Here is a 25,822-nt window from a genome sequence, read left to right as displayed (position 1 = left end):
GAGGAGCGGACATGAATCCCGCGCAGGGTACGGACTCCCCGGCGAGGCCCCCGCTGACGCCCGAGCTCATCGCACGTCAGGCGGTGGCGACCCCGGACGCCGTGGCGGTGGTGGCCGGCCGTACGGAGCTGACGTACGCGGAGCTGGACCGCCGCTCCGCCCGCGTGGCCCACGGACTGAGGGCGCACGGCGCCGGGCCCGAGACCACGGTGGGCGTCCGGCTCGGCCGGGGAACCGACCTGGTCGCCGGCCTGCTGGGGATCTGGCGGGCCGGCGCCGCCTACCTGCCGCTGGACCCCGGCGCGCCACAGGCCCGACTGGAGGCGCTGGTGCGCGCCTCCGGCACGCGGCTGGTGCTGTGCGAGGCCGGCGACGCGGATGCGGTGGCGGCCTCAGGGGCGCGGGCGGTGACGGTGGATCAGCTCGCGGAGGAGCCGTCGGCTGAGGGCTCGTCGGCCGGTGCTGAGGCGGTGTCCCTGGACCCGGACGGTGCCGCGTACGTGCTGCACACCTCGGGTTCCACGGGTGAGCCCAAGGGCGTGGTCGTCAGCCATGAGGGGATCGGCAACCTGATCCGCTGGATGGTGGAGACCTTCGGGTTCGGGCCGGGGAGCCGGGTGCTCCAGCGCACGTCGCTGATCTTCGACGCGCACGTGTGGGAGGTCTTCGCCCCGCTGGCGTGCGGCGGCGCCGTGGTGCTCGCGGAACCCGGCGCGGAGCGCGACCCGGGCGCCCTGGTGCGCGAGGTGGCCGAGCACCGGGTGACCACGCTCCAGGTGGTGCCCTCCATCCTGCGGCTGATGGTCGCGGAGAGCGGCTGGGAGGGCTGCGGCGCCCTGTGGCAGGTGCTCTCGGGCGGCGAGCAACTGCACGCCGAACTCGCGCACCGCGTGCGGGAGTTGGCCGACGTCGAGGTCTGGAACACCTACGGGCCCACCGAGTGCTCCGTGAACGCCACGGCGCACCGCTTCGACCCCGCGCAGGCCACCGGGCCCGTGCCGATCGGGCGGCCCGTCGCGCGCACCCGGGTGCTGGTGGCGGACGCCTCCTTCCGGCCGGTCGGCGTGGGCGTTCCCGGCGAGCTGCTGATCGGCGGCGCCGGGCTGGCCCGCGGCTATCTGGGCCGCCCCGGCCAGACCGCCGACCGCTTCGTGCCCGACCCCTTCGCCAAGGACGCCTCGCGCCTCTACCGCACGGGGGACCGCGTGCGGTGGACGCCGGAGGGCGTGCTGGAATACCTGGGCCGCGCCGACGACCAGGTGAAGATCAACGGCGTGCGGATCGAGCCGGGCGAGATCGAGGCACACCTGGCGGCCCACCCGTCCCTGCGCGCCGCGGTGGTGCGCCCGTACAAGGTCGAGGACGGCGGACAGCGCCTCGCCGGGTACGTCGTGCCGCGGGAGGGCGCCGAAGGTGAGGTGACCGAGCACGCGCTGCGCGCGTACCTGCTGGAGCGGCTGCCCGGCAGCCACGTCCCCTCCCGGTTCGTGCCGCTGGACGCGCTGCCGCTCGGCCCCACCGGCAAGGTCGACACCAAGGCCCTGCCCGACCCGCTCGCCGCTCCGGCCGCTGAGGCCGGTCATATCTCGGGCCGAGCCACGGAGTTGGTGGCGGAGGTCTGGAAGGACGTGCTGAACGTCGCCGAGGTCGCGCCGGGCGATGACTTCTTCCGGCTGGGTGGTACGTCGTTGCAGGTGGCGGTGTTGGCGACGCGGTTGCGTGCGGCCACGGGGCAGGACATCGGCCTGCACGATCTGCTGCGTACGCCGGTCCTGGCCGAGCAGGCCGCGCTGCTGGAGCTGGACGAGGACGGGGAATCCCTCGACACGGCGCAGCAGTTGGTGGCCGACTGTTGGAAGGACGTGCTGAAGGTCGAGGACGTCGCGCCCGGCGATGACTTCTTCCGGCTGGGTGGTACGTCGTTGCAGGTGGCGGTGTTGGCGACGCGGTTGCGTGCGGCCACGGGACAGGACATCGGCCTGCACGACCTGCTGCGTACGCCGATCCTGGCCGAGCAGGCCAAGCTGCTGGGGACGGTGGCGGCACCCGCGCCGGCCACCACGGTCGTGCCCGTGCCCAAGGACCGCGGCGTGCCGCTCTCGTACGGCCAGCGGCGCCTGTGGTTCCTGGACCGGCTCAATCCGGGCAGCCCCGAGTGGGTCGCCGGGCTGCTGCTCAAGATGCCGCGCATCGCCGGGCCCGAGGTGGCGGAGCAGGCGCTCCAGGTGCTGGTGGACCGGCACGAGGCCCTGCGCACCCGCTACGCCGAAGTCGACGGCGAACCGCTCCAGTTCATCCGGCCCTCCGTGCGCGTCCCCTTCACCACGGTGGACTGCACCCGCGAGGAGCTGCCCGCCGAGCTCAACGCGCTGATGACCGCCGGCTTCCGGCTCGACGCGGAGGAGCCGCTGCTGCGCGGCGCCTACTGCCGGCTGGACGACGGCTCGCGCATGCTCGTCGTCGCCATGCACCACATCACCACCGACGGGTGGTCCTCGAAGGTGCTGGAGAGCGAGTTCCACCAGGTCGTGGACGCCCTGGTGTGCGGCGAGGAGCCGGAGCTGCCCGCACTGCCCGTGCAGTACGCCGACTACGCGGCCTGGCAGCGCGACCGCCTGACCCCGGACGTCGTACGGGACGAAGTGGCGCACTGGCGCGAGGTACTGGACGGCGCCGAGCCGGTGTCCGCGCCCGCCGACAGGCCCCGCCCTGCCGTGCGGGACGGCAAGGGCGCCATCGCCCCGCTGACCGTGCCCGCCGCGACGGTGCGCTCCCTCGACGCGCTCGGCCGGGAGATCGGCACCACCCGCTTCACCACCGTGCTGACCGCGCTCGCCACCGTCGTGGCCCGCTACACCGGCCAGTGGGACGTGCCGGTGGGCGCGCCCGTGTCCGGGCGCGGGCTGCCCGAACTCGACGGCGCCGTCGGCTTCTTCCTCAACACCGTGGTGCTGCGCTGCGGCCTGGAGCCGGGGCTCGGCTTCGCCGAGGCCGTCCGGCGCACCGCCGCGGTCACCCGCGACGCGATGCTGCACCAGGAGCTCCCCTTCGACCTGCTGGTCGACGAGCTGGCCCCCGAGCGCGACCTCTCGCGCACCCCGCTCTACCAGGTCGCCTTCGACCTGCACGGCGAGGACTTCAACGGGCCCGTGGACGGCGACCTGGAGACCCTCTACCGGATGTGGCACCTGGCCCACACCGACCTGACGCTGCTGCTGCGCCCGGAGCGCGACGGCTCCCTGGTCGGCGGGCTGGAGTACGCCACCAGCCTCTTCGACCACGCCACCGCCGAGCACCTGGCCTCGGCCCTGGGCCGCGCCCTGGAGAGCGCCGCGGCCGACCACTCGCGCAGCCTCGCCGAGCTGCCGCTGCTGACCGAGGAGGGGAGGGCGCGGCTGGACGCGTGGGGCCGCGACCCCGCGCCGCAGCCCGAGCGGGCGGCGCACGTGCTCATCGCCGAGCAGGCCGTACGCACCCCGGACGCGGTCGCCGTCGAGACGGACGAGACGCGGCTGACGTACCGTCAACTCGCCGAGCGGGCCGGTCAGATCGCCGATCACCTGCACTCCCTCGGCGTGCGGCGCGGCACCCCCGTGGGCGTCCTCGTCGACCGCGGCCCGCTGCTGCACGCGGCGCTGCTGGGCACCTGGTGGGCCGGCGCCGCCTACCTGCCCATCGACCCCGGCTTCCCGGCCGACCGCGTGACCGCGATGCTCGCGGACGCCGGAGCCTCGGTGCTGCTCACCGACCGCGCCCCGGACGGCGGGGCGACGGGCGGCTTCGAGAGCGCGATGGCCAGCGGGGCGAACGGCGGCTTCGACGGCGGCCCGGGCAACGGAGCGGCCGGCGGCTTCGGCGGCCGTACGGTGCACCTCGCGGGGCCCGGCCTCGACGCCGTACGCGACAGGCCCGTGCGGCCGCTCGGCGAACTGGCCGAGGCGGCACGCGAGGTGAGCCACCCCGACGACCTCGGCTACGTCATCTACACCTCCGGATCGACCGGCCGCCCCAAGGGCGTGGCCGTCACCCACCGTGGCATCGCCAACCACCTGTTGTGGGCCGCGGAGGCGCTGGCCGGCGCGGGGCAGGGCGGCGGGGCGGTGTTCTCCTCCGTGGCCTTCGACCTGGTGGTGCCGAACCTGTGGGCGCCGCTGCTGACCGGGCAGCGCGTGGTGCTGCTGCCGCAGGAGGCCGACCTGTCCGAGCTGGGCGAACGCCTGGTGAAGTCGGGCCCGTTCAGCTTCCTCAAGCTCACCCCGGGACACCTCGACGTGCTGTCCCGCCAGCTCACCCCCAGCGAGGCGGGGAGCCTGGCGGCCAGGATCGTCGTCGCGGGCGAGGAGCTGCCCGGGCGCCTGGCCGCGCACTGGGGCGAACTCCTCGGCGAGGGGCGGCTGTTCAACGAGTACGGCCCCACCGAGGCGTCCGTCGGGAGCACCCTCCTCCCGGTGCCGCGGGACCCCGGCACCGGCACCGTGCCCATCGGCGGCCCCCTGCCCGGCATGGAGCTGCGGGTGCTGGACGAGGGCATGCGTCCCGTGCCGGTCGGCGCCGTGGGCGAGCTGTACGTCGGCGGCACCGGCGTGGCCCGCGGCTATCTGGGCCGCGCCGCGCTGACCGCCGAGCGCTTCCTGCCCGACCCGTACGGCGCACCGGGCGCCCGTCTCTACCGCACCGGCGACCTGGTGCGCTGGCGGGACGGCGGGGTCGTGGAGTTCCTGGGCCGCGGCGACGACCAGATCAAGATCCGCGGCCACCGCGTCGAGACCGGCGAGATCCGCACCGTCCTGCTGGGCCACCCCGGCGTCGCAGAGGCGGTCGTGGTGCCGAGGGGCGAGGGCAGCGCACTGCAGCTCGTCGCCTACTGGACGCCGGCCGGGCCGGAGGAGGCCGACGAGCGGGCACTGACCGAGCACTGCGCCCGGTACCTGCCCGAGTACATGGTCCCCTCGGCCTGCGTACGGCTCGACGAGATGCCGCTGAACCGCAACGGCAAGGTCGACCGGCGCGCGCTGCCGGACCCGGCCCCCGCGGCGGCGGCCGATGAGGCGCCGCTGAGCCCCGTCGAGGAGACCGTCCAGGAGATCTGGCGGGACACCTGCGGCGTCGAGGCCGGCGCGCACGACAACTTCTTCCACCGCGGCGGCAATTCGATCCTCGCCATCCGGATGATCGCGGAGATCCGGAGCGAGTTCGACGTGACCCTCCCGGTGCGCGCCGTCTTCGACGCGCCGACCGTCGCCGGCATCGCGCGGACCGTCGAGGACCTGATCCGCGCCGAGATCGACCAGATGAGTGACAGCGACGTGATCGCGGACTCTGAGCAGACGAAGGAACCCACCGCATGAGCCACCAGGAACAGTCCGCCGCAGCTCTGCGCGAGGAACTGCTGCGGAAGCGGCTCGCAGGCCGGGGCGCGCGCGGCGCGGCCCGCAGGGACGCGCTCCCGCGCGCCGACCGCTCGGCGCCGCTGGCGCTGAGCCACGGACAGCAGCAGATGTGGTTCCTCAGCCGCCTGGAGCCGGACAGCACCGAGTACCTGGTGCCGCTCGTGCTCCGCATGCGCGGCACCCTCGACACCGAGGCGCTGCACACCGCATGGCAGCACCTGTGCGCCCGGCACGAGATCCTGCGCACCCGCTACGCGCTCCACGAGGGCGAACCTGTCCAGGTCATCGACCCCGTCGGCACCGTCGCCCTGCCGGTGACCAGCCTCGACGGCGACACCGCCGAGGCGCGCGAGGCCGCGGCGCGCGCCGCGCTCGACACGGAGATGGCCACGCCCTTCGACCTGGCCGAGCAGTGGCCTGTGCGGGCCAGGGTGCTGCGCCTGGCAGAGGACGACCACGTACTGGCCGTGGTCTTCCACCACATCGCCTGCGACGCCTGGTCCACGCGCGTCTTCGGCCAAGAGCTCAGCGCCGTCTACACCGCGGCGCTGGACGGCCGCGAGCCCCAACTGCCGCCCGTGCCGCTGCAGTACGCCGACTACGCCGCCTGGGAACGCCGCGAGCTGGCCGGCGAGGGCGCCGCCCCGCACCTGGCCTACTGGCGCGAACGGCTCGCCGGCCTGGAGCCCACCGAGCTGCCCACCGACAGACCCCGCCCCGACGTGCGCGACCACGCGGGCGCCGACGTCGGCTTCGAGCTGCCCCAGCAGCTCTCGGACCGGCTGCGCGAGGTGGCCGGGCGCTACGACACGACCCCGTTCACGGTGCTGCTCACCGCGTTCCAGGCGCTCGTCTCCCGCTACACGGGGCGCACCGACGTGCCGGTCGGCACGGTGGTGTCGGGGCGGAACCGCCCCGAGTTCCAGGGCATGTTCGGCTACGGCATCAACTCGCTGGTCATGCGCGCCCGGTGGGAGGGCGCCGAGACCACGTTCGGCGAGCTGCTCACCGAGGCGCGCCAGGACGTGCTCGACGCCTTCGACCACCAGAGCGTGCCCTTCGCCCGCCTGGTCGACGAGCTCCAGCCGGAGCGGGACCAGTCGCGCACGCCGCTCTACCAGGTCGCGTTCACGATGCACGAGTGGCGGATGGACTCCTTCACGCTGCCCGGCCTGACCGTCGAGCCGTTCCATCACGAGGACGGCATCGCCAAGTGCGACCTAACCCTCCAGGTGCAGGAGCATCCCGAGGGCCCCTTCCAGGGCCGCCTGGTGTACGCCACCTCCCTCTTCGACGAGGAGACGGCACGGCGCCTCACCGGCCACTTCCGCACGCTCCTGGAGCAGGCGCTCGGCGCCCCGGACACCGCGATCGCACGCTTCGACATCCTCGGCGAGGAGGAGCGGGCACTGGTCACGGCCGGCCCGTCGGCGGGGCGCGGCGCGGGTGAACACACCGTCCTGGCCCACGAGTTGTTCGAGGCAGCGGTCGCCGATGCGCCGTCCGCGGTCGCCGTGGTCGCCGGTGGCACGGAGCTCTCGTACGCGGAGGTGAATGCCCGCGCGAACCGTCTGGCGCATCTGCTCCGGGGCGCGGGTGTGCGCCCCGAGGACATGGTGGGCGTGCATCTGGAGCGTGGGGTCGAGCTGATTCCCGCGCTGCTGGGCGTGCTGAAGTCGGGTGCGGGTTATCTGCCGCTCGATCCGGCGAATCCGGTGGAGCGGCTGGGCTATGTGCTCGGCGACGCGGGGGCGGGGGTCGTGGTGACCACGTCCGACCTGGCCCCGGGGCTGTCGGCGGTCTTCGACGGGCGGCTGATCGTGCTGGATGACGCTGCGACCGTTGGTGAGTTGGCACAGCAGTCGGCGTCCAACCCCGTGCGGGTGTCCTCGCCGGAGAACGTGATCTACACGATCTACACCTCGGGCTCGACGGGCCGCCCCAAGGGTGTCGTGCTGTCCCACACCAATGTCGTGCGGCTGTTGTCGACCGCGCGTGAGCACTTGGCGTTCGGCGCGGGCGATGTGTGGTCGATGGCGCATTCGTACGCCTTCGACGTGTCGGTCTTCGAGATGTGGGGCGCCCTGGCGCACGGTGGCCGGCTGGTCGTGGTGCCGCGCGCGGTCACGCGTTCCCCCGAGGAATTCCTCGACCTGCTCGTCCAGCAGCGGGTCACCGTGCTGAGCCAGACCCCGTCGGCCTTCGGCTCGCTGGTCGGTCTGGCCGGCGCCGGCGACACCCGCATCGATGAACTCGCCCTGCGCGCGGTCATCTTCGCCGGCGAGAAGCTGGAGATGGGCGAGCTGCGCCCGTGGACCGAGCGCGTCGGCCTGTCCGCTCCGGTGCTGGTCAACATGTACGGGATCACCGAGACGACCGTGCACACCACGTACCACGAGGTCGGCACGTACGACGCGGAGCACCCGGCGCTGAGCCGCGTCGGGCACCCGCTGTCCGACCTCGCCGTGTACCTGCTGGACGCCGAGGGGCGCCCGGTGCCGGTCGGCGTGCCGGGGGAGATGTACGTCTCAGGGCCGGGTGTCGCGCGCGGCTACCTGGGGCGCGCGGCGCTGACCGCCGAGCGGTTCGTTCCCGATCCCTTCGGCGCGCCCGGCGCCCGGATGTACCGCAGCGGTGACGTGGCCCTGCGCCGTGCCGACGGCAGTCTCGAGGTGCTGGGCCGGATCGACGACCAGGTCAAGATCCGCGGCTTCCGCATCGAGTTGGGCGAGATCAGCGCCGCGCTGATGGCCTGCGCCGGCGTACGGCAGGCGGTGACCGTCGTCCGCGAGGACACCCCGGGCGACAAGCGCCTGGTGGCCTACCTCGTGCCGGCGGAGGGCGCCGAGGTGTCCCCGGCCGATCTCCGTACGGAACTCCTCCAGACGCTCCCGGAATACATGGTCCCCGCCGCATTCGTGGAGCTGGAGACCATCCCGCTCACCACCAACGGCAAGCTCGACAAGCGCGCCCTGCCCGCGCCCGCGGGTGCCGCGCTGCGCAGCGCCGGTGCATTCACCGCGCCGCGCAACGACCTGGAGCGCCGCATCGCGGGGGTGTGGCAGTCCGTACTCGGCGTCGACCAGGTCGGCGCGCACGACAGCTTCTTCGAGCTGGGCGGCGACTCGCTGCGGGCCGTCGCGCTGGTCGGAGAGCTGCGCGAGGCCGGGTTCGAGGTGACCGTGCGGGACATCTTCGACGTCCGTACGGTGGCCAGGCTGGCCGAACTCACCGGTGAGGCGCGGGAGCAGAGCGTCACCCAGCGGCTCGTGCGGCCCTTCGAGCTGATCGCGGAGGAGGACCGTTCCCTCCTGCCCGAGGACGTGGTGGACGCCTATCCGCTCGGGCAGAACCAGCTCGGCATGGTCGTCGAGATGCTCACCGACGACACGCAGAACAACTATCACAACGTCTCCTCGTACTGGATCCGCGACGCCGCCCCCTTCTCCGCCGAGGCGTTCGCCGCCGCGGGCCGCGTGCTCGTGGGCCGGCACGAGGCGCTGCGCACCTCGCTCCACCTGTCCGGCTACTCGCGCCCGCTCCAACTGGTGCACCGGCAGGCCGAGATGGTCGCCCGCACCATCGACCTGACCGCGCTGGACAAGGACGCGGTGTGGGAGGAGGTGCGGCGCTTCGCCACCGCCGAGCGGGCGCACGCCTTCGACATGACCGTGCCGGGGCTGATGCGCTACCACGCGCACACCACCAACGGCGACGGCTGGTGGCTCTCCATCACCGAGTGCCATCCGATCATGGAGGGGTGGAGCTACCACTCCCTGATCATGGAGCTGCTCACCACGTACTTCGCGCTGCGCGACGGGAGGGAGCCGGAGTACGCGGGCACCCCCGACGTACGGTTCGCGGACGCCATCGCGGCCGAGCTGGCGGCGCTGGAGTCCGAGGAGGACCGCGCGTACTGGGACGAGACCGTCCGGGACTACGCGCCGCTGCACCTGCCCGAGGACTGGGGCGACCAGGGCGCCGGGCGCTTCGACGCGCACAAGGCCGCCTTCTCCTTCCGGCACATCGAGTCCGGGCTGCGCGCGCTGGCCGCGGCCACCGAGACCTCCCTCAAGGCCGTGATGGTGGCCGCGCACCTGAAGGTGCTGAGCCAGCTCACCGCCGAGGAGGACTTCCACACGGGCCTGGTCTGCGACATCCGCCCCGAGATGGTCGGCGCCGACCGCGTGGCGGGTATGTACCTCAACACCCTGCCGTTCCCCTTCCGCCGGGGCGCCGGCACCTGGGGCGAGCTGGTGCGCCGGGTGTTCGACGCCGAGGTGCGCATGTGGGGGCACCGCCGCTACCCGATGCCGACCGTGCAGCGGGCCTGGGGCGGCAGCGGCCGGATGATGGACGTCTACTTCAACTACCACGACTTCCGGCAGGTCGACACCGACCTGATCGACATCATGGCGGGCAACGACGACAGCCCGACCGAGTTCCCGCTGACCGTCTCCTCCCGCTCCGGCCACATCATCCTCACCGCCAACCGCCGCTGGCTCGACGACACCCACATCCACCGCCTGGTGGAGATGTACGGGGCCGTGCTGGAGGCGATGGCGGCCGAGGGTGTGGGCGGCGACGCGATCGCTTCCCGACTGCCTGCCGGTGAGCGGGAGTTGATGACGGCTGCTGCTGCGGATGCGGGGGAGCCGGTTGCTTCGCTGGCGCATGAGTTGTTCGAGGCGGCGGTTGCGGATTCTCCGGATGCGATTGCCGTGGTTGCTGGTGGTACGGAGCTTTCGTACGAGGAGGTGAATGCGTGGGCCAATCGTCTGGCGCATTTGCTGCGGGGTGCGGGTGTGGGCCCTGAGGACATGGTGGGCGTGCATTTGGAGCGTGGGGTTGAGCTGATTCCCGCGTTGCTGGGTGTGTTGAAGTCGGGTGCGGGTTATTTGCCGCTCGACCCCGCGAATCCCGTGGAGCGGCTGGGTTACGTGCTCGGCGATGCCGGTGCGCGGGTCGTGGTGACGACGTCTGAGCTGGTGGGCGAGCTGTCGACGGTGTTCGACGGGCGGCTGATCGTGCTGGACGATGCCGCGACGCAGCAGCAGTTGGCGGAGCAGCCGAGCTCGAATCCCGCACGCGTGTCGTCGCCGGAGAACGTGATCTACACGATCTACACCTCGGGCTCGACGGGCCGCCCCAAGGGTGTGGTGCTCACGCACGCCAATGTGGTGCGGCTGCTCTCGACGGCCCGCGAGCACTTGGCGTTCGGCGCGGGCGATGTGTGGTCGATGGCGCATTCGTACGCCTTCGACGTGTCCGTTTTCGAGATGTGGGGTGCCCTGGCGCACGGTGGCCGGCTGGTCGTGGTACCGCGCGCGGTGACACGTTCCCCGGAGGAGTTCCTGGACCTGCTCGTCCAGCAACAAGTCACAGTGTTGAGCCAGACCCCGTCGGCGTTCGGTTCGCTGGTCGGTCTGGCTGGTGCTGGCGATACCCGTATCGACGCCCTGTCCCTGCGCGCGGTCATCTTCGCGGGCGAGAAGCTGGAAATGGGCGAACTGCGCCCGTGGACCGAGCGGTTGGGTCTCGACGCGATCTCGCTGGTGAACATGTACGGGATCACCGAGACCACCGTGCACACCACCTACCACCGCATCGACGGCTTCGACGCGGAGCACCCGGCACTGAGCCGGGTCGGCTACCCGCTGTCCGACCTCGCGGTCTATCTGCTCGACGCGCAGGGGCAGCCCGTACCCGTCGGGATCCCGGGGGAGATGTACGTCTCAGGCCCGGGTGTCGCGCGCGGCTACCTGGGCCGCCCGGCGCTGACGGCCGAGCGCTTCGTGCCCGATCCCTTCGGCGCGCCCGGTGCGCGCATGTACCGCAGCGGTGACGTGGCCCTGCGCCGTGCCGACGGCAGCCTCGAAGTCCTGGGCCGGATCGACGACCAGGTCAAGATCCGCGGCTTCCGGATCGAGCTCGGCGAGATCAGCGCCGCGCTGATGGCCTGCGCGCACATACGCCAGGCCGTCACCGTGGTCCGTGAGGACGCACCCGGCGACAAGCGCCTGGTCGCGTACGTCGTGCCCGAGGGCGAGGTGTCCCCGGCCGATCTCCGTACCGAACTCCTCCAGACGCTTCCCGAGTACATGGTTCCGGCCGCCTTCGTGGAGCTGGAGTCGATCCCCCTCACCACCAACGGCAAGCTCGACAAGCGCGCCCTGCCGGAGCCGGCGGCGCAGCAGCTCGATCAGGGGCGCTACGTCGCCCCGCGCACTCCCGCCGAGGCGCGCATGGCCGCCGTGTGGGCGGAGGCCGTCGGCGCCGAACGCGTCGGCGTGGAGGACGACTTCTTCGCGCTCGGCGGTGACTCGCTGCGGGCCGTCACGCTGGTCGGTTCGCTGCGCGCCGCGGGCTTCGAGGTCTCCGTACGCGACGTCTTCGAGCACACCACCGTCGCGGCGCTGTGCGCGGCGGCCACGGGGCGCGAGGTTCCGCGTGCCCCGCTGGCGCCGGTCCAGCCCTTCGCGCTGATCAGCGACGAGGACCGGGCGCTGCTGCCGGACGGCCTGTCCGACGCCTACCCGCTGTCGCAGAACCAGACCGGCATGCTGGTGGAGACCCTCGCCTCCGGCGAGCGCGGCAACTACCACGACTTCATCTCGTTCCTGGTCCGCGACGACAACCCCTTCGACTTCGGCAAGCTGACCGAGGCCGTACGGATCGTCGCGGAGCAGCACGACATCCTCCGCACCTCGGCGGCGCTGACCGGGTTCAGCGTGCCGATGCAGCTCGTGCACGCCGAGGTCGACATCCCGCTGGCCTGGCGCGACATCAGCCACCTCGACGCCGACGAGCAGCAGGCCGAGCTCGTCGCCTTCGCCGCGGCCGAGCGCGCGAAGCGCTTCGACCTGAACTCCTCCGCGCCGCTGCTGCGCATCTTCTTCCACGTACAGAGCCCGACCACCTGGCGCTGCTCTTTCACCAAGAACCACGCGGTGCTTGAGGGGTGGAGCTACCACACCCTGCTCAAGGACCTGGTCGACGTGTACGGCCAGCTCTGCGCGGGCGGCGACGTGCACTACGAGGCGCCGCAGGTCCGCTTCGCCGACACCATCGCGGCCGAGCTGGAGGCGCTGGCCTCCGCCGAGCAGCGGGAGTTCTGGCAGGACATCGTGGACGGCCACGCCCGCTTCACGCTGCCCGACGGCTGGCACGGCGACCTGGACGCCCCGGCGCAGCGCGTGGGCGCCGCGTACTCGTACCGCCATCTCGAACCGAAGCTGCGCGGTCTCGCCGCCGCGGCCGGCGTGCCGATGAAGGCGGTGCTGCACGCGGCCCACCTCAAGGTGCTGAGCCAACTCAGCGGCGAGGAGCGCTTCTTCACCGGCCTGGTCGGCCACACCCGGCCCGAGGTGGACGGCGCCGACCGGCTGATGGGCATGTACATCACCACGTTGCCGCATCCGCACGCGCGGACCGCGCGCACCTGGGGCGACCTGGTGCGGGAGGTCTTCGACCGCGAGGCGGAGGCGTGGCCGTACCGCTCCTTCCCCCTCCAGGGCATCCAGAGCGAGGGCCAGCGCCTGCTGGACGTGTTCTTCATCTACCTCGACTTCCACAACATCGGCGACGACGAGGTCGTCGACGAGGGCAACGGCATCAACCGGACCGAGACCGAGTTCGGCCTCGCCGTCACCACCGTCGCCGGCCAGATCGGCCTCCGCAGCAACACCCACGTCCTCACCCAGGCCAACGTCGAGCGCCTGGTGGAGATGTACGGGGTGGTGCTGGAGGCGATGGCGGCTGAGGGTGTGGGCGGCGACGCGATCGCTTCCCGACTGCCTGCCGGTGAGCGGGAGGTGATGACGGCTGCCGCTGCGGATTCCGGTGAGCCCGTTGTTTCGCTGGCGCATGAGTTGTTCGAGGCGGCGGTTGCGGATTCGCCGTCTGCGATTGCCGTGGTTGCTGGTGGTACGGAGCTTTCGTACGCGGAGGTGAATGCGCGGGCCAATCGTCTGGCGCATCTGCTCCGGGGCGCGGGTGTGCGGCCCGAGGACATGGTCGGTCTGCACCTCGAGCGCGGGGTCGAGCTGATCCCGGCGCTGCTGGGCATTCTCAAGTCCGGTGCCGGATACCTGCCGTTGGACCCGGCCAACCCCGTGGAGCGCCTGGGCTACGTGCTCGGTGACGCGGGCGCGAAGGTCGTGGTGACGACATCTGAGCTGGTGGGCGAGCTGTCGACGGTATTCGACGGGCGGCTGATCGTGCTGGACGACCCGGCGACGGAAGGGGAGTTGGCTCAGCAGCCGGTCTCCAACCCCGTGCGGGTGTCGTCGCCGGAGAACGTGATCTACACGATCTACACGTCCGGCTCGACGGGCCGCCCCAAGGGTGTCGTGCTGTCCCACGCCAATGTGGTGCGGCTGCTCTCGACGGCCCGCGAACACCTCGAATTCGGCGCGGGCGATGTGTGGTCCATGGCGCACTCGTACGCGTTCGACGTGTCGGTCTTCGAGATGTGGGGCGCCCTGGCGCACGGCGGCCGGCTGGTCGTCGTACCGCGCGCGGTCACGCGTTCCCCCGAGGAATTCCTGGACCTTTTGACCCAGCAGCGGGTGACCGTCCTGAGCCAGACCCCTTCGGCCTTCGGTTCGCTGGTCGGTCTGGCTGGTGCTGGCGATACCCGTATCGACGCCCTGTCCCTGCGCGCGGTCATCTTCGCGGGCGAGAAGCTGGAAATGGGCGAACTGCGTCCGTGGACCGAGCGGTTGGGTCTCGACGCGATCTCCCTGGTGAACATGTACGGCATCACCGAGACCACCGTGCACACCACGTACCACGAGGTCGACACGTACGACGTGGAACACCCGGCGCTCAGCCGCGTAGGCCACCCGCTCGCGGACCTCGCCGTGTACCTGCTCGACGCGCAGGGCCACCCCGTCCCGGTCGACGTCCCCGGCGAGATGTACGTGTCCGGCCCCGGCGTGGCCCGCGGCTACCTCGGTCGCCCGGCGCTCACCGCCGAGCGCTTCGTGCCGGACCCCTTCGGCGCGCCCGGCGCCCGGATGTACCGCAGCGGTGACGTCGCCCTGCGCCGTGCCGACGGCAGTCTCGAAGTCCTGGGCCGGATCGACGACCAGGTCAAGATCCGCGGCTTCCGCATCGAGCTCGGCGAGATCAGCGCCGCGCTGATGGCCTGCGCGCACATACGCCAAGCCGTGACCCTCGTACGCGAGGACACCCCGGGCGACAAGCGCCTCGTGGCGTACGTCGTACCCGAGAGCGGTCCCGAGGGCGAGGTGTCCCCGGCCGAACTCCGTGCCGAACTCCTCCAGACGCTCCCCGAGTACATGGTCCCGGCCGCCTTCGTGGAGCTGGAGGCCATCCCCCTCACCACCAACGGCAAGCTCGACAAGCGCGCCCTGCCCGCTCCCGACGCCGGATCCCTGCGCGCGGCCGGCGCGTTCGTCGCGCCGCGCAATCCGCTGGAGCAGCAGCTCGCCGCGGTCTGGGCCGAGGTGCTGGGCCTGGAGACGCTCGGCGTGGAGGACTCGTACTTCGACCTGGGCGGCGACTCGATCCGCGCCGTCGCGCTGGTCGGCGCCGTACGCGCGGCCGGGCACGACGTCAGCGTCGCCGACGTCTTCGAGCAGCGCACCGTCGCGCGCCTCGCCGCGCTCATCGGCACCCGCGGCGCGCCCGCCGAGGCGTACCGCCCTGTGGCACCGTTCGAGCTGATCAGCGCGGCGGACCGGGCGCTGCTGCCGGACGGCCTGGACGACGCGTACCCGCTGACCCAGGTGCAGACCGGCATGCTCTACGAGCAGCAGTCCGGCGCCCGTGCGCACTACCACAGCACCGCCGGATACAAGGTGCGCGATCAGCGCCCGCTGGACGAGGCGGCGCTGCGCGCGGCACTGCGCGAGGTGGCCGCGCGCCACGAGGCGCTGCGTACCTCCTTCGACCTGTCGACAGCGTCCACCCCGCTCCAACTGGTGCACAGCCGGGTCGAGGTGCCGTTCGCGGTGCACGACCTGCGGGGGCTCGACGCCGCGGAGACGGAGCGGGCGCTGGAGCGGTACGTGGCCGAGGAGTCCTGCACGCCGCTGGACCCGGCCCGGGCGCCGCAACTGCGCATGGCGGCCCATCTCGCGGACGACGGCTGGTGGCTGAGCCTCACGCGGTCCCACATGGTGACCGAGGGCTGGAGCCAGCACTCCATGCTGATGGAGCTGATCGACTGCTATCGCGCGCTGGCCGACGGCCGGGAACCGGTGGTGCCCGAGCCCGCCGGCGTACGGTTCGCCGACACGGTCGCCGCCGAACTGGCCGCGCTGGCCGGCACGGAGGACCGCGCGTACTGGCAGCGCCTGGTCGACACCCACGCTCCGCTGACCCTCCCGGCCGACTGGGCCGGCAGCGAGGGCGCTTCCGAGGCGTACTCCGTCACCGTTCCGGTCGCCGACCTGGAAGGACGCCTGCGCGCGCTGGCCACCGAGTCCGGCGCGTCGGTCAAGAGCGTGCTGCTCGCCGCCCACCTCAAGGTGCTCGGCCAGCTCACGCACGCGGAGCGCTTCCACACCGGTCTCGTCGTCGACGTACGGCCCGAGGTGCAGGGCGCGGACCGGGTGCACGGCATGTTCCTCAACACCCTGCCGTTCCCGTACGAGCGCGGCGCCCGCACCTGGGGCGAACTGGTCCGCCAGGTCTTCGACGCCGAGGTCGGCCTCTGGCCGCACCGCAGGTTCCCGCTGCCCGAGGTGCAGCGGCTGGCCGGCGGGGCCTCTGACCGGCTGATCGACGTGATCTTCAACTACCGCGACTTCCACAACCTCGACGCCGAACAGCTCGACCTCGGCGCCGGGTTCGGCTCGGGCGGTACGGAGTTCGCGCTGACCGTCGGCACGGGCGGCAGCGGCCTCGTCCTCAAGACGCACACGGGCGTGCTCACACGCGAGGCCACGGAACGGCTGGCCGGCATGTACCGGCAGGTCCTGGAGGCCATGGCCGAAGGCGCCGACGGCGAAGCGCGTGCGGTACGGCTGCCCCACGGCGACGCGGAGCGGCTGGAGTCCTGGAGCACGGCGGCGCCCATGATCTCCGAGCGTCCGGTGCCAGCGGTGCTGGGCGAGCGGGCGGCGCGGGTGCCGGGTGCGGTGGCCGTGGAAGGGGACGGTTTCGCCGTGTCCTTCGGTGAGTTGGAGGCGCGCGCGAATCGCTGGGCCCGGCATCTGCGGGATGTGGGTGTGGGGGCCGGCTCGGTGGTGGGTGTGCTGCTGGACCGTGGTCCGGATCTGCATGCCGTGATGCTGGGTGTGTGGAAGGCGGGGGCGGCGTTTGTGCCGCTGGATCCGGCCTTCCCGGCCGCGCGGATCGGGACGATGTTGGAGGACGCCGGGGCGCGTGTGCTCGTGACCGGCTCTGAGTACGCAACTGACCTGCGTGAGGCCGCCGAGACGGTTGTGGACGTGGAGGGCGAGGCGGCCGCGATCGCTGCTTGCGACAGTGCGCCGCTGGACCTTCCCGTGGATCCGGAGAGCACCGCGTACGTGATCTTCACGTCCGGCTCGACGGGGCGGCCGAAGGGTGTGGCGGTCTCCCATCGTGGACTGGCCAACCATGTCGCCTGGGCTGCGCGGGACTTGGCGGAGGCCGGGGCTGCGCACGGCGGGTCCGGTGGCGCGGTGTTCTCCTCTGTGGCCTTCGATCTGGTGGTGCCGAATGTGTGGGCGCCGTTGGTGGCGGGGCAGCGGGTGGTGATGCTGCCGCAGGAGATGGATCTGTCCGAGTTGGGTGAGCGGCTCATCGCGGCTGGCCCGTTCGCGTTCTTGAAGCTGACGCCGGGCCATCTGGAGATCCTCTCCGAGCAGTTGACGGTGGATCAGGCACGGGATCTGGCGGGTGTGGTGGTCGTGGCCGGTGAGGCCCTGCCCGCACCGTTGGCCCAGCGCTGGACCTCCTGGCTGGGCGCGGGCCGCTTGATCAATGAGTACGGGCCCACGGAGGCATCAGTGGGCACCTGCATCCATCCGGTGCCGACCGAGGTGCGTCAGCCGGTGGTGCCCATCGGCGCCCCGCTCCCGGGCATGACCATGCGCATCCTCGACCCGCACATGGCCCAACTCCCCATCGGCGCGACCGGCGAGCTGTTCGTAGGCGGCACGGGCGTGGCACACGGATACCTCAACCGGCCCGCGTTGACTGCGGAGCGCTTCGTCCCCGACCCCTACGGCGCCCCGGGCTCCCGTCTCTATCGCACGGGTGACCTGGCCCGCTGGTTGGCGGACGGCACGGTGGAGTTCCTGGGGCGTACCGACGACCAGGTCAAGATCCGCGGCCACCGCATCGAGATCCCGGAGATCGAGTCGGTGCTCCAGCGGCACTCCGCCGTGCGGGAGGCCCGCGTCACCGTGTACGAGGACGCCGAGGGCGGCAAGCGCCTGATCGCCTACGTGGTCGCCGGGCAGCAGCAACCGCTCGACACCACGGAGCTCGAGGAGCACTGCTCCGACCAGCTCCCCCCGTACATGGTCCCGTCCGCCTTCGTGCCGCTGGACTCCCTCCCGCTGAACGCCAACGGAAAGCTGGACCGCACGGCGCTCCCCGCCCCCGACGGCGGGCAGCGCTCGGGAGCCGACGCCGGCCCCGGGTTCGTCGCGCCCGTCTCGGAAGCCGAGGCCGATGTCGTGGAGGTCTGGCAGCAGGTCCTGCGCGCCGAACGCATCGGCACCGCCGACCGCTTCTTCGACCTCGGCGGCGACTCCATCCGCGCGGTCGGCGTGGTGGGCGCACTGCGGGGCCGGGGCTACGAGGTGTCCGTGCGCGACGTGTTCGAGCAGCGCACCCCCGCCAGGCTCGCGGCCGTGATCGAGGGCCGCGCGCGTAACGGGGAGGAGCGGGCCGCGACCGCGCCGTACGCGCTGATCAGCGAGGCCGACCGCAGGGCGCTGCCCGAGGGCCTGGCGGACGCCTATCCGCTGGGGCAGGTGCAGCTCGGCATGGTCGCCGAACTGCTCAGCGGCAATGAGCGGAACAACTACCACTCGGTGATCGCCAAGCGGATCACCGACGACGGCCCCTTCGACCAGGAGGCACTGCGCGCCGCCGTGCGCACCGTGGCCGCCCGGCACGACTCGCTGCGCACCTCGGTCCGCGTCACCGGCCACTCGGTGCCGCTCCAACTGGTCCACGCGCAGGCCGAGATCCCGGTGCAGGTCATCGACCTGCGCGGAACCGGCGAGGAGGAGGGCGAGCGGGAGCTGCGCGCCCATGTGGCCGCCGAACGGGCCCGCCTGTTCGACCTGACCGAGGCTCCGCTGCTCCGCGTCTCCGTCCTGCTGGAGAGCGACGAGGCGTGGTGGCTGACCCTGACCACCTGCCACGTCATCATCGACGGCTGGAGCACCCAGAACCTCGAGATGGAACTGCTCTTCGCCTACCGGGAGTTCCGCGACGCCGGCGCCCCGGCCCCGTACCCGCCGCTGCCGGTCCGGTACGCGGACACCGTGGCCGCCGAGCTGGCGGCGCTGCGCAGCCCGGACACGCGCGGCTACTGGCAGCGTGTGGTGGACGAGTACGCGGTGCTCACCCCGCCGTCCGGCTGGGCCGGACAGGGGCGGCCCGCGCCGCTCGCCGTGGACGTGCCGGTGGCCGATCTGGCGGAGCGGCTGCGGCAGCGGGCCGCCGAGGCGGACGTGCCGTTCAAGACGCTGATGCTGGCGGTCCACCTCAAGGTGATGAGCCAGGTTACGGACGCGTCCGCCTTCCACACGGGCGTGGTCTTCCACGGGCGCCCCGAGGCCGTCGGCGCCGAGCGCGTGATCGGCATGCACCTCAACACCCTGCCGTTCCCGTACGAGAGGGGCTCGCGCACCTGGCGCGAGCTGCTCACCCGCGTACTGGCGCACGAGACCGCGGTGTGGACGCACAGGCACTTCCCGCTGCCGGCGATCCAGCGGGAACTCGGCGGCGGACAGCGGCTGGCCGAGGTGTTCTTCAACTTCGTCGACTTCTACGAGACCGACGGAGCGCTCGTCGACAAGTCCACCGGCATCAGCGAGGCCCCCAACGAGTTCGGCCTCGCCGTGCACGCGCACGGCGACCGCAAGATCGGCCTGCGCGGCAGCACCGAGCTGATCGGCCAGGAGGCGGCCGAGCGGCTGGGCGCCATGTACCGGGCGGTCCTGGAGTCGCTGGCCGAGGACGTGGACGGCGACGCGACCGCGCTGCACCCGCACGAAGCGACCGCGGCGAACCCGCGGCAGAGGGAGATATCGATGCCGACGGACCCGGCGAAGGACATCGCCGACGGCACCCTGGTCCACGAACTGTTCGAGGCGGCGGTTGCGGATGCTCCGGATGCGATTGCCGTGGTCGCCGGGGGTACGGAGCTCTCGTACGCGGAGGTGAATGCGCGGGCGAACCGCCTGGCGCATCTGCTGAGGGACGCGGGCGTGCGCCCCGAGGACATGGTCGGCCTGCACCTGGAGCGCGGGTCCGAACTGATCCCGGCCCTCCTGGGCATCCTCAAGTCCGGCGCGGGCTACCTGCCGCTGGACCCGGCGAACCCCGTGGAGCGGCTCGGCTATGTGCTCGGCGACGCCGGTGCGCGCACCGTGGTGACCAGCTCCGACCTCGTACCGGTGCTCTCCACGGTCTTCGACGGCCGCCTCGTCGTGCTGGACGACCCGGCGCTGGAAGGGGAGTTGGCGCAGCAGCCGGCCTCCGACCCCGTGCGGGTGTCCTCGCCGGAGAACGTGATCTACACGATCTACACCTCCGGCTCCACCGGCCGCCCCAAGGGCGTCGTGCTCACGCACGCCAACGTGGTGCGGCTGCTGTCCACGGCCCAGGAGCACTTCGCCTTCGACGAGGCGGACGTGTGGTCCATGGCGCACTCGTACGCGTTCGACGTGTCGGTCTTCGAGATGTGGGGCGCGCTGGCGCACGGCGGCCGGCTGGTCGTCGTACCGCGCTCTGTGACGCGCTCGCCCGAGGAGTTCCTGGACCTGCTCGTCGAGCAGGAGGTCACCGTCCTGAGCCAGACCCCTTCGGCCTTCGGCTCGCTGGTCGGTCTGGCCGGCGCGGGGGACCGCCGGGTCAAGGGCCTCTCCCTTCGTGCCGTGATCTTCGCGGGCGAGAAGCTGGAACTGGGGCAGCTCACGCCGTGGACGGACAAGCTGGGCCTCGGGCGGATCTCGCTGGTGAACATGTACGGGATCACCGAGACCACCGTGCACACCACCTACCACCGGCTCACCAAGAAGGACTTCGGCGCCGACGGCAACCCCATCGGGCGCCCGCTGTCCGACCTGACGGTGCACCTGCTCGACGCCGACGGGCGCCCCGTGCCCGACGGTGTGGCGGGGGAGATGTACGTGTCCGGGCCCGGTGTGGCCCGCGGCTATCTCGGCCGCGCGGCGCTGACCGCCGAGCGTTTCGTGCCCGATCCCTTCGGGGCGCCCGGCGCGCGCATGTACCGCAGCGGCGACCTGGCACAGCGCCGCCCGGACGGCAGCCTCGAATTCCTCGGCCGGATCGACGACCAGGTCAAGATCCGCGGCTTCCGCATCGAACTCGGCGAGATCACCGCCGCGTTGGCGGAGTGCGAGGGCGTACGCCGGGCCGTGACCGTCGTACGGGAGGACACCCCGGGCGACAAGCGGCTCGTCGGCTACCTCGTACCGGAGGACGACCGGGCGCCCGACGCCAGGACGATCAGGGAGACCCTGGCCACGACGCTGCCCGAGTACATGGTCCCGGCCGCCTTCGTGGAGCTGGAGTCGATACCGCTCACCACCAACGGCAAGCTGGACAAGCGCGCCCTGCCGGCGCCGGACGCCGGATCGCTGCGCGCCGCGGGCGAGTTCGTCGCCCCGCGTACGCCGCTGGAGGAGCAGGTCGCGGCGATCTGGCAGAGCGTCCTCGGCGTGGACCGGGTCGGCCTGCGCGACGGCTTCTTCGAGCTGGGCGGCGACTCCATCCGCAGCGTCCTCCTCGTGGGGACACTCCGCGACGCCGGGATCAGCGCCGAGGTGCGGGACCTGATGGAGCGTCCGGTGCTGGAGGACTTCTGCGCCCTGCTCGCCGGACGGGAGGGCGCCGGCGTGACACCGCCGGTCGAGCCGTTCGCGCTCCTCGGCGAAGCGGACCTGGCGCTGCTCCCGGACGGCCTGGACGACGCCTACCCGCTCACCCGCAGCCAGCTCGGCATGCAGATCGAGATGCTGGCCGCCCCCGAGAACCCGGCGTACCACCTGGTCAAGAGCATGCGCGTGCGCGACGGGCGGCCCTTCGCCGCCGCCGTCTTCCAGAAGGCGGTCGACACGCTGGTCGCCGGGCACGACGTGCTGCGCACCAGCGTGCACCTGAGCGGCTACTCGCAGGCGCTCCAGCTCGTCCACTCCGACGCGGCGCTGACCGTGGAGGTCGAGGACCTGGACGGCGCGACCGGCGAAGCGGCCGACCGCCTCGTACGGGAGCACGTGGACCGGCTGGGCCGTACCGCACTGCCGCAGGACGCCTGCCCGCTGCTGCGGCTGAGCGTGCTGCTGTGCGGCGACGGAAGCTGGCAGCTCACGGCCGCGTACGCGCACGTCATCCTGGACGGCTGGAGCCTCCAGCAGATGCTCACCGAGCTGATGGGCGTCTACCACGGCCTGCTCGACGGCGTGCTCGACGCGCAGGACGCCGGCGTACGGACGCGGACGCCGAAGGTCCGGTTCGCCGACACCGTCGCGGCCGAACTCGCCGCGCTGGAGTCGGAGGCGTCCCGGGACTACTGGCGCGGCCAGGTCGCCGGACAGGAGCGCTTCCGGCTGCCGGACGGCTGGGGCGAGGACGGGGCGGGCGACGACCGCCCCGCAGATGCGGGTGACGAGTACGCCGACGAGGCGCTGTACGTGCTGCCGGTGTCCTACGAGGACATCGGGGACGGTCTGCGCGGCCTCGCCGCCCGGGCCCACGCGCCGCTCAAGAGCGTGCTGCTGGCCGCCCATCTCGCGGTGCTCGCGCGGCTGACGCCGGAGGACGCCTTCCTCTCCGGCCTGACCCACCACGTGCGGCCCGAGGCCGCCGACGCCGACCGGGTGCACGGCATGTTCCTGAACGTGCTGCCCCTCCGCCACCGGCGGGGCGCCCGTAGCTGGCGGGAACTGGTCGCCGGCACCTTCGCGACCGAGCGGGAGATGTGGACGCACCGGCACTTCCCGATGCCCGCCATCCAGCGGGAGTTCGGCGGCGGGGAACGCCTGCTGGAGGTCTACTTCAGCTACCAGGACTTCGGCTCCGTCGAGGACCTGGAGGAGCGCGGCGGCATCACCGTCGACGCCTCGGCGGGCGCCGGGTCCAGCCACAACGAGTTCGGCTTCTCCGTGTCCTCGGCGCCTGGGCGGCTCCAGCTCCGCTGCGCCCCGGGCACCGTCAGCCGGGCGAACGGGCAGCGGCTCGCCGCCCTGTACCGGCAAGTCCTGGAGGCCATGGCGGCGGACGCCGAAGGCGACCCCCGCGACCTGGAACTCCCCTACGGAGAGCGGCAGGTGCTCGGCGACTGGGAGACCGCCTCAGAGGGCGCGGTGTCCGAGCGTCCGGTGCCGATGGTGCTGGGCGAGCGGGCGGCGCGGGTGCCGGGTGCGGTGGCTGTGGAGGGGGACGGTTTTGCCGTGTCCTTCGGTGAGTTGGAGGCGCGCGCGAATCGGGTTGCTCGGCATCTGCGGGATGTGGGTGTGGGGGTCGGCTCGGTGGTGGGTGTGCTGCTGGATCGTGGGCCGGAGCTGCATGCGGTGCTGCTGGGTGTGTGGAAGGCGGGGGCGGCGTTTGTGCCGCTGGATCCGGCCTTCCCGGCCGCGCGGATCGGGACGATGCTGAGCGATGCGGGCGCGCGTGTGCTGGTGACCGGTTCGGCGTACGCGGGGGAGCTGCGTGATGCTGCCGCTACGGTCGTGGATGTGGAGGGCGAGGCGGACGCGATCGCCGCGCAGGAGTCCGCGGGCCTCGACGTGACCGTGGATCCGGAGAGCACCGCGTACGTGATCTTCACGTCGGGGTCGACGGGGCGTCCGAAGGGTGTGGCGGTCTCCCATCGTGGACTGGCCAACCATGTCGCCTGGGCTGCGCGGGACTTGGCGGAGGCCGGGGCGCGCCGTGGTGGTTCTGGTGGCGCGGTCTTCTCCTCCGTCGCGTTCGATCTGGTGGTGCCGAATGTGTGGGCGCCGTTGGTGGCGGGGCAGCGGGTGGTGATGCTGCCGCAGGAGATGGATCTGTCGGAGCTGGGCGAACGGCTTGTCGCGGCTGGCCCGTTCGCGTTCTTGAAGCTGACGCCGGGCCATCTGGAGATCCTCTCGCAGCAGTTGACGGAGGGTCAGGCTCGCGGTCTGGCGGGTGTGGTGGTCGTGGCCGGTGAGGCTCTGCCCGCACCGTTGGCCCAGCGTTGGACCTCCTGGCTGGGCGCGGGCCGTCTGATCAATGAGTACGGGCCCACGGAGGCATCAGTGGGGACCTGTATCCATCCGGTGCCGACCGAGGTGCGTCAGCCGGTGGTGCCCATCGGTGCCCCGCTGCCGGGCATGACCATGCGCATCCTGGACGCCCACATGAGGCAGCTCCCCGTCGGTGCGACCGGCGAGTTGTTCGTGGGCGGCACGGGCGTGGCGCACGGTTACCTCAACCGGCCCGCGCTGACCGCGGAGCGCTTCGTCCCCGACCCCTACGGCGCCCCGGGCGCCCGGCTCTACCGCACGGGTGACCTGGCCCGCTGGCTGGCGGACGGCACGGTGGAGTTCCTGGGGCGTACCGACGACCAGGTCAAGATCCGCGGCCACCGCATCGAGACCGGTGAGGTGCGTACCGTCCTGACGGATCACCCCGCAGTCCGCGAGGCCGCCGTGCTCGGCAGGGAGCACGCGCCGGGCGACGTACGGCTCGTGGCCTACGTGGTGCCGGCCGACCCCGCCGCGCCCCCGGCGTCCTCCGAACTCGCCGCGCACTGCGCGGAGAAGCTGCCCGCGTACATGGTCCCATCGGACGTCACCCTGCTGGAGTCCATCCCGCTGAACGCCAACGGGAAGGTCGACCGGAGGGCGCTGCCTGAGCCTGGGCAGGACGACGTACGGGAGGAGGACTTCGCGCCGCCGGCCACCGGGACCGAGGAACGGCTCGCGCGGATCTGGTGCGAGGTGCTCGGCGTGGAGAAGGTCGGGCGCGAGGACGGCTTCTTCGCCCGGGGCGGCCACTCCATCCTGGTGATCCAGGCGGTCGCCGCTGCCCAGCGGGAGGACCTGCCGCTGACGCTCTTCATGCTCTACCAGCACGAAACGCTCTCGGCCGTGGCTGCGGCCCTCGACGCGGCGCTCGACGAGGCGATGGCCGAGGCGATGGAGGAGGGGGCGGACGAGGCGCAGGCCGAAGCCGACTCCGCGCAGGCGGGGAAGCAAGCCGAGCAGCCCGCCCCCACCTCCTGGTGGACCGAGGGCACGCTGCCGGACACGGACTTCGTGCACCGGATCCTGGACGAGCACCGCGTGCCGGGCGCGAGCGTCGCCGTGATCCACGACGGTGAGCTGGTGGCCGCCGAGGGGTACGGCACGGCGGCGGGGGAGACCCCGGTGCGCGCCGACACCCCCTTCCAGGTCGGTTCCCTCAGCAAGCACATCACCGCGCTGGGCGTGCTGCGCCTGGTGGACCGGGGCGTCCTCGTACTGGACGGTGACGTCAACGACCGGCTCACCACCTGGAAGGTGCCGACCGAGCCGGGCCAGGAGCCGGTCACCGTACGGCACTTGCTCGGCCACCGTGCCGCGTTGTCGCCCACCCCGGGCAACGGCTTCCCGGCGGACGGCGAGGGGCCCTCGCTGCTCGACCTGCTGGACGGCAGCGCCTCGCGCGAGGTGCCGCCGGTCGCCCGCGACGGCGTCCCCGGCGAACGGTTCCGCAAGGCCAACGTCAACTACTGCGTGCTCCAGCAGCTCGTGGAGGACGTGACGGGCCAGCCCTTCGCGCAGGTCATGCGGGAGCTGGTGCTCGAACCGCTCGGCATGCGGGACAGCGGCTTCGGCCAGGACTTCCCGTACGGCCCGGGCCGCACCGTGGCCGCCGGCCACGGCGCCGACGGCACCCCGTACGCGGGTGGCTGGCGCATCAGGCCGGACGCCGCGGCAGCCGGCATGTGGTCGACGGCCGTTGACCTGGCCAAGGCGGCACTGGAGGTACGCCGCTCCGCGTTGGGCCGCCCCGGCGCGCTGCTCCGGAAGGAGACCGCCGAGGCGATGCTCACGCCGTCGCCGCTCAGCCTCTACGGACTCGGTACGGCGGTCGATGTGACCGCGTCCGAGACGGAGTTCGGGCACGGCGGGACCCCGGTGGGCTACCACGGCGTCTCGGTGACGCGGCTCCGCGCGCGCACCGGCTTCGTCGTGCTGACCAACGGCGACGCGGGCGTCCAGGTGGTGAAGGCCCTCACGGCCTCGCACAGGTCCGTCTGA

General features: G+C 72.4%; 2 protein-coding genes. Both read left to right on the top strand.

Annotated elements, in window-relative coordinates:
* Positions 1-11: 11 nt before the first annotated feature.
* On the top strand, positions 12-5,348 hold the full coding sequence (locus ABEE00_RS21610; RefSeq protein WP_345747253.1) for an amino acid adenylation domain-containing protein: 5,337 nt from the start codon (positions 12-14) through the stop codon (positions 5,346-5,348).
* The gene (locus ABEE00_RS21605; protein ID WP_345747252.1) at positions 5,345-25,822 is read left to right on the top strand and encodes an amino acid adenylation domain-containing protein; all 20,478 of its coding nucleotides are present in this window, start codon (positions 5,345-5,347) and stop codon (positions 25,820-25,822) included. The genes ABEE00_RS21610 and ABEE00_RS21605 overlap by 4 nt, the downstream gene beginning before the upstream one ends.

It is taken from the genome of Streptomyces odontomachicola, from assembly GCF_039605595.1.
Taxonomy (GTDB): domain Bacteria; phylum Actinomycetota; class Actinomycetes; order Streptomycetales; family Streptomycetaceae; genus Streptomyces.
Note: the sequence above shows the minus strand (reverse complement) of the source record. Positions and strands in the feature narration are given on the sequence as shown.

What these genes read in the sequence shown, in the direction of transcription:
- ABEE00_RS21610 (WP_345747253.1), top strand. Translation starts at nt 12, where the DNA reads ATGAATCCCGCGCAGGGTACGGACTCCCCGGCGAGGCCCCCGCTGACG.
- ABEE00_RS21605 (WP_345747252.1), top strand. Translation starts at nt 5,345, where the DNA reads ATGAGCCACCAGGAACAGTCCGCCGCAGCTCTGCGCGAGGAACTGCTG.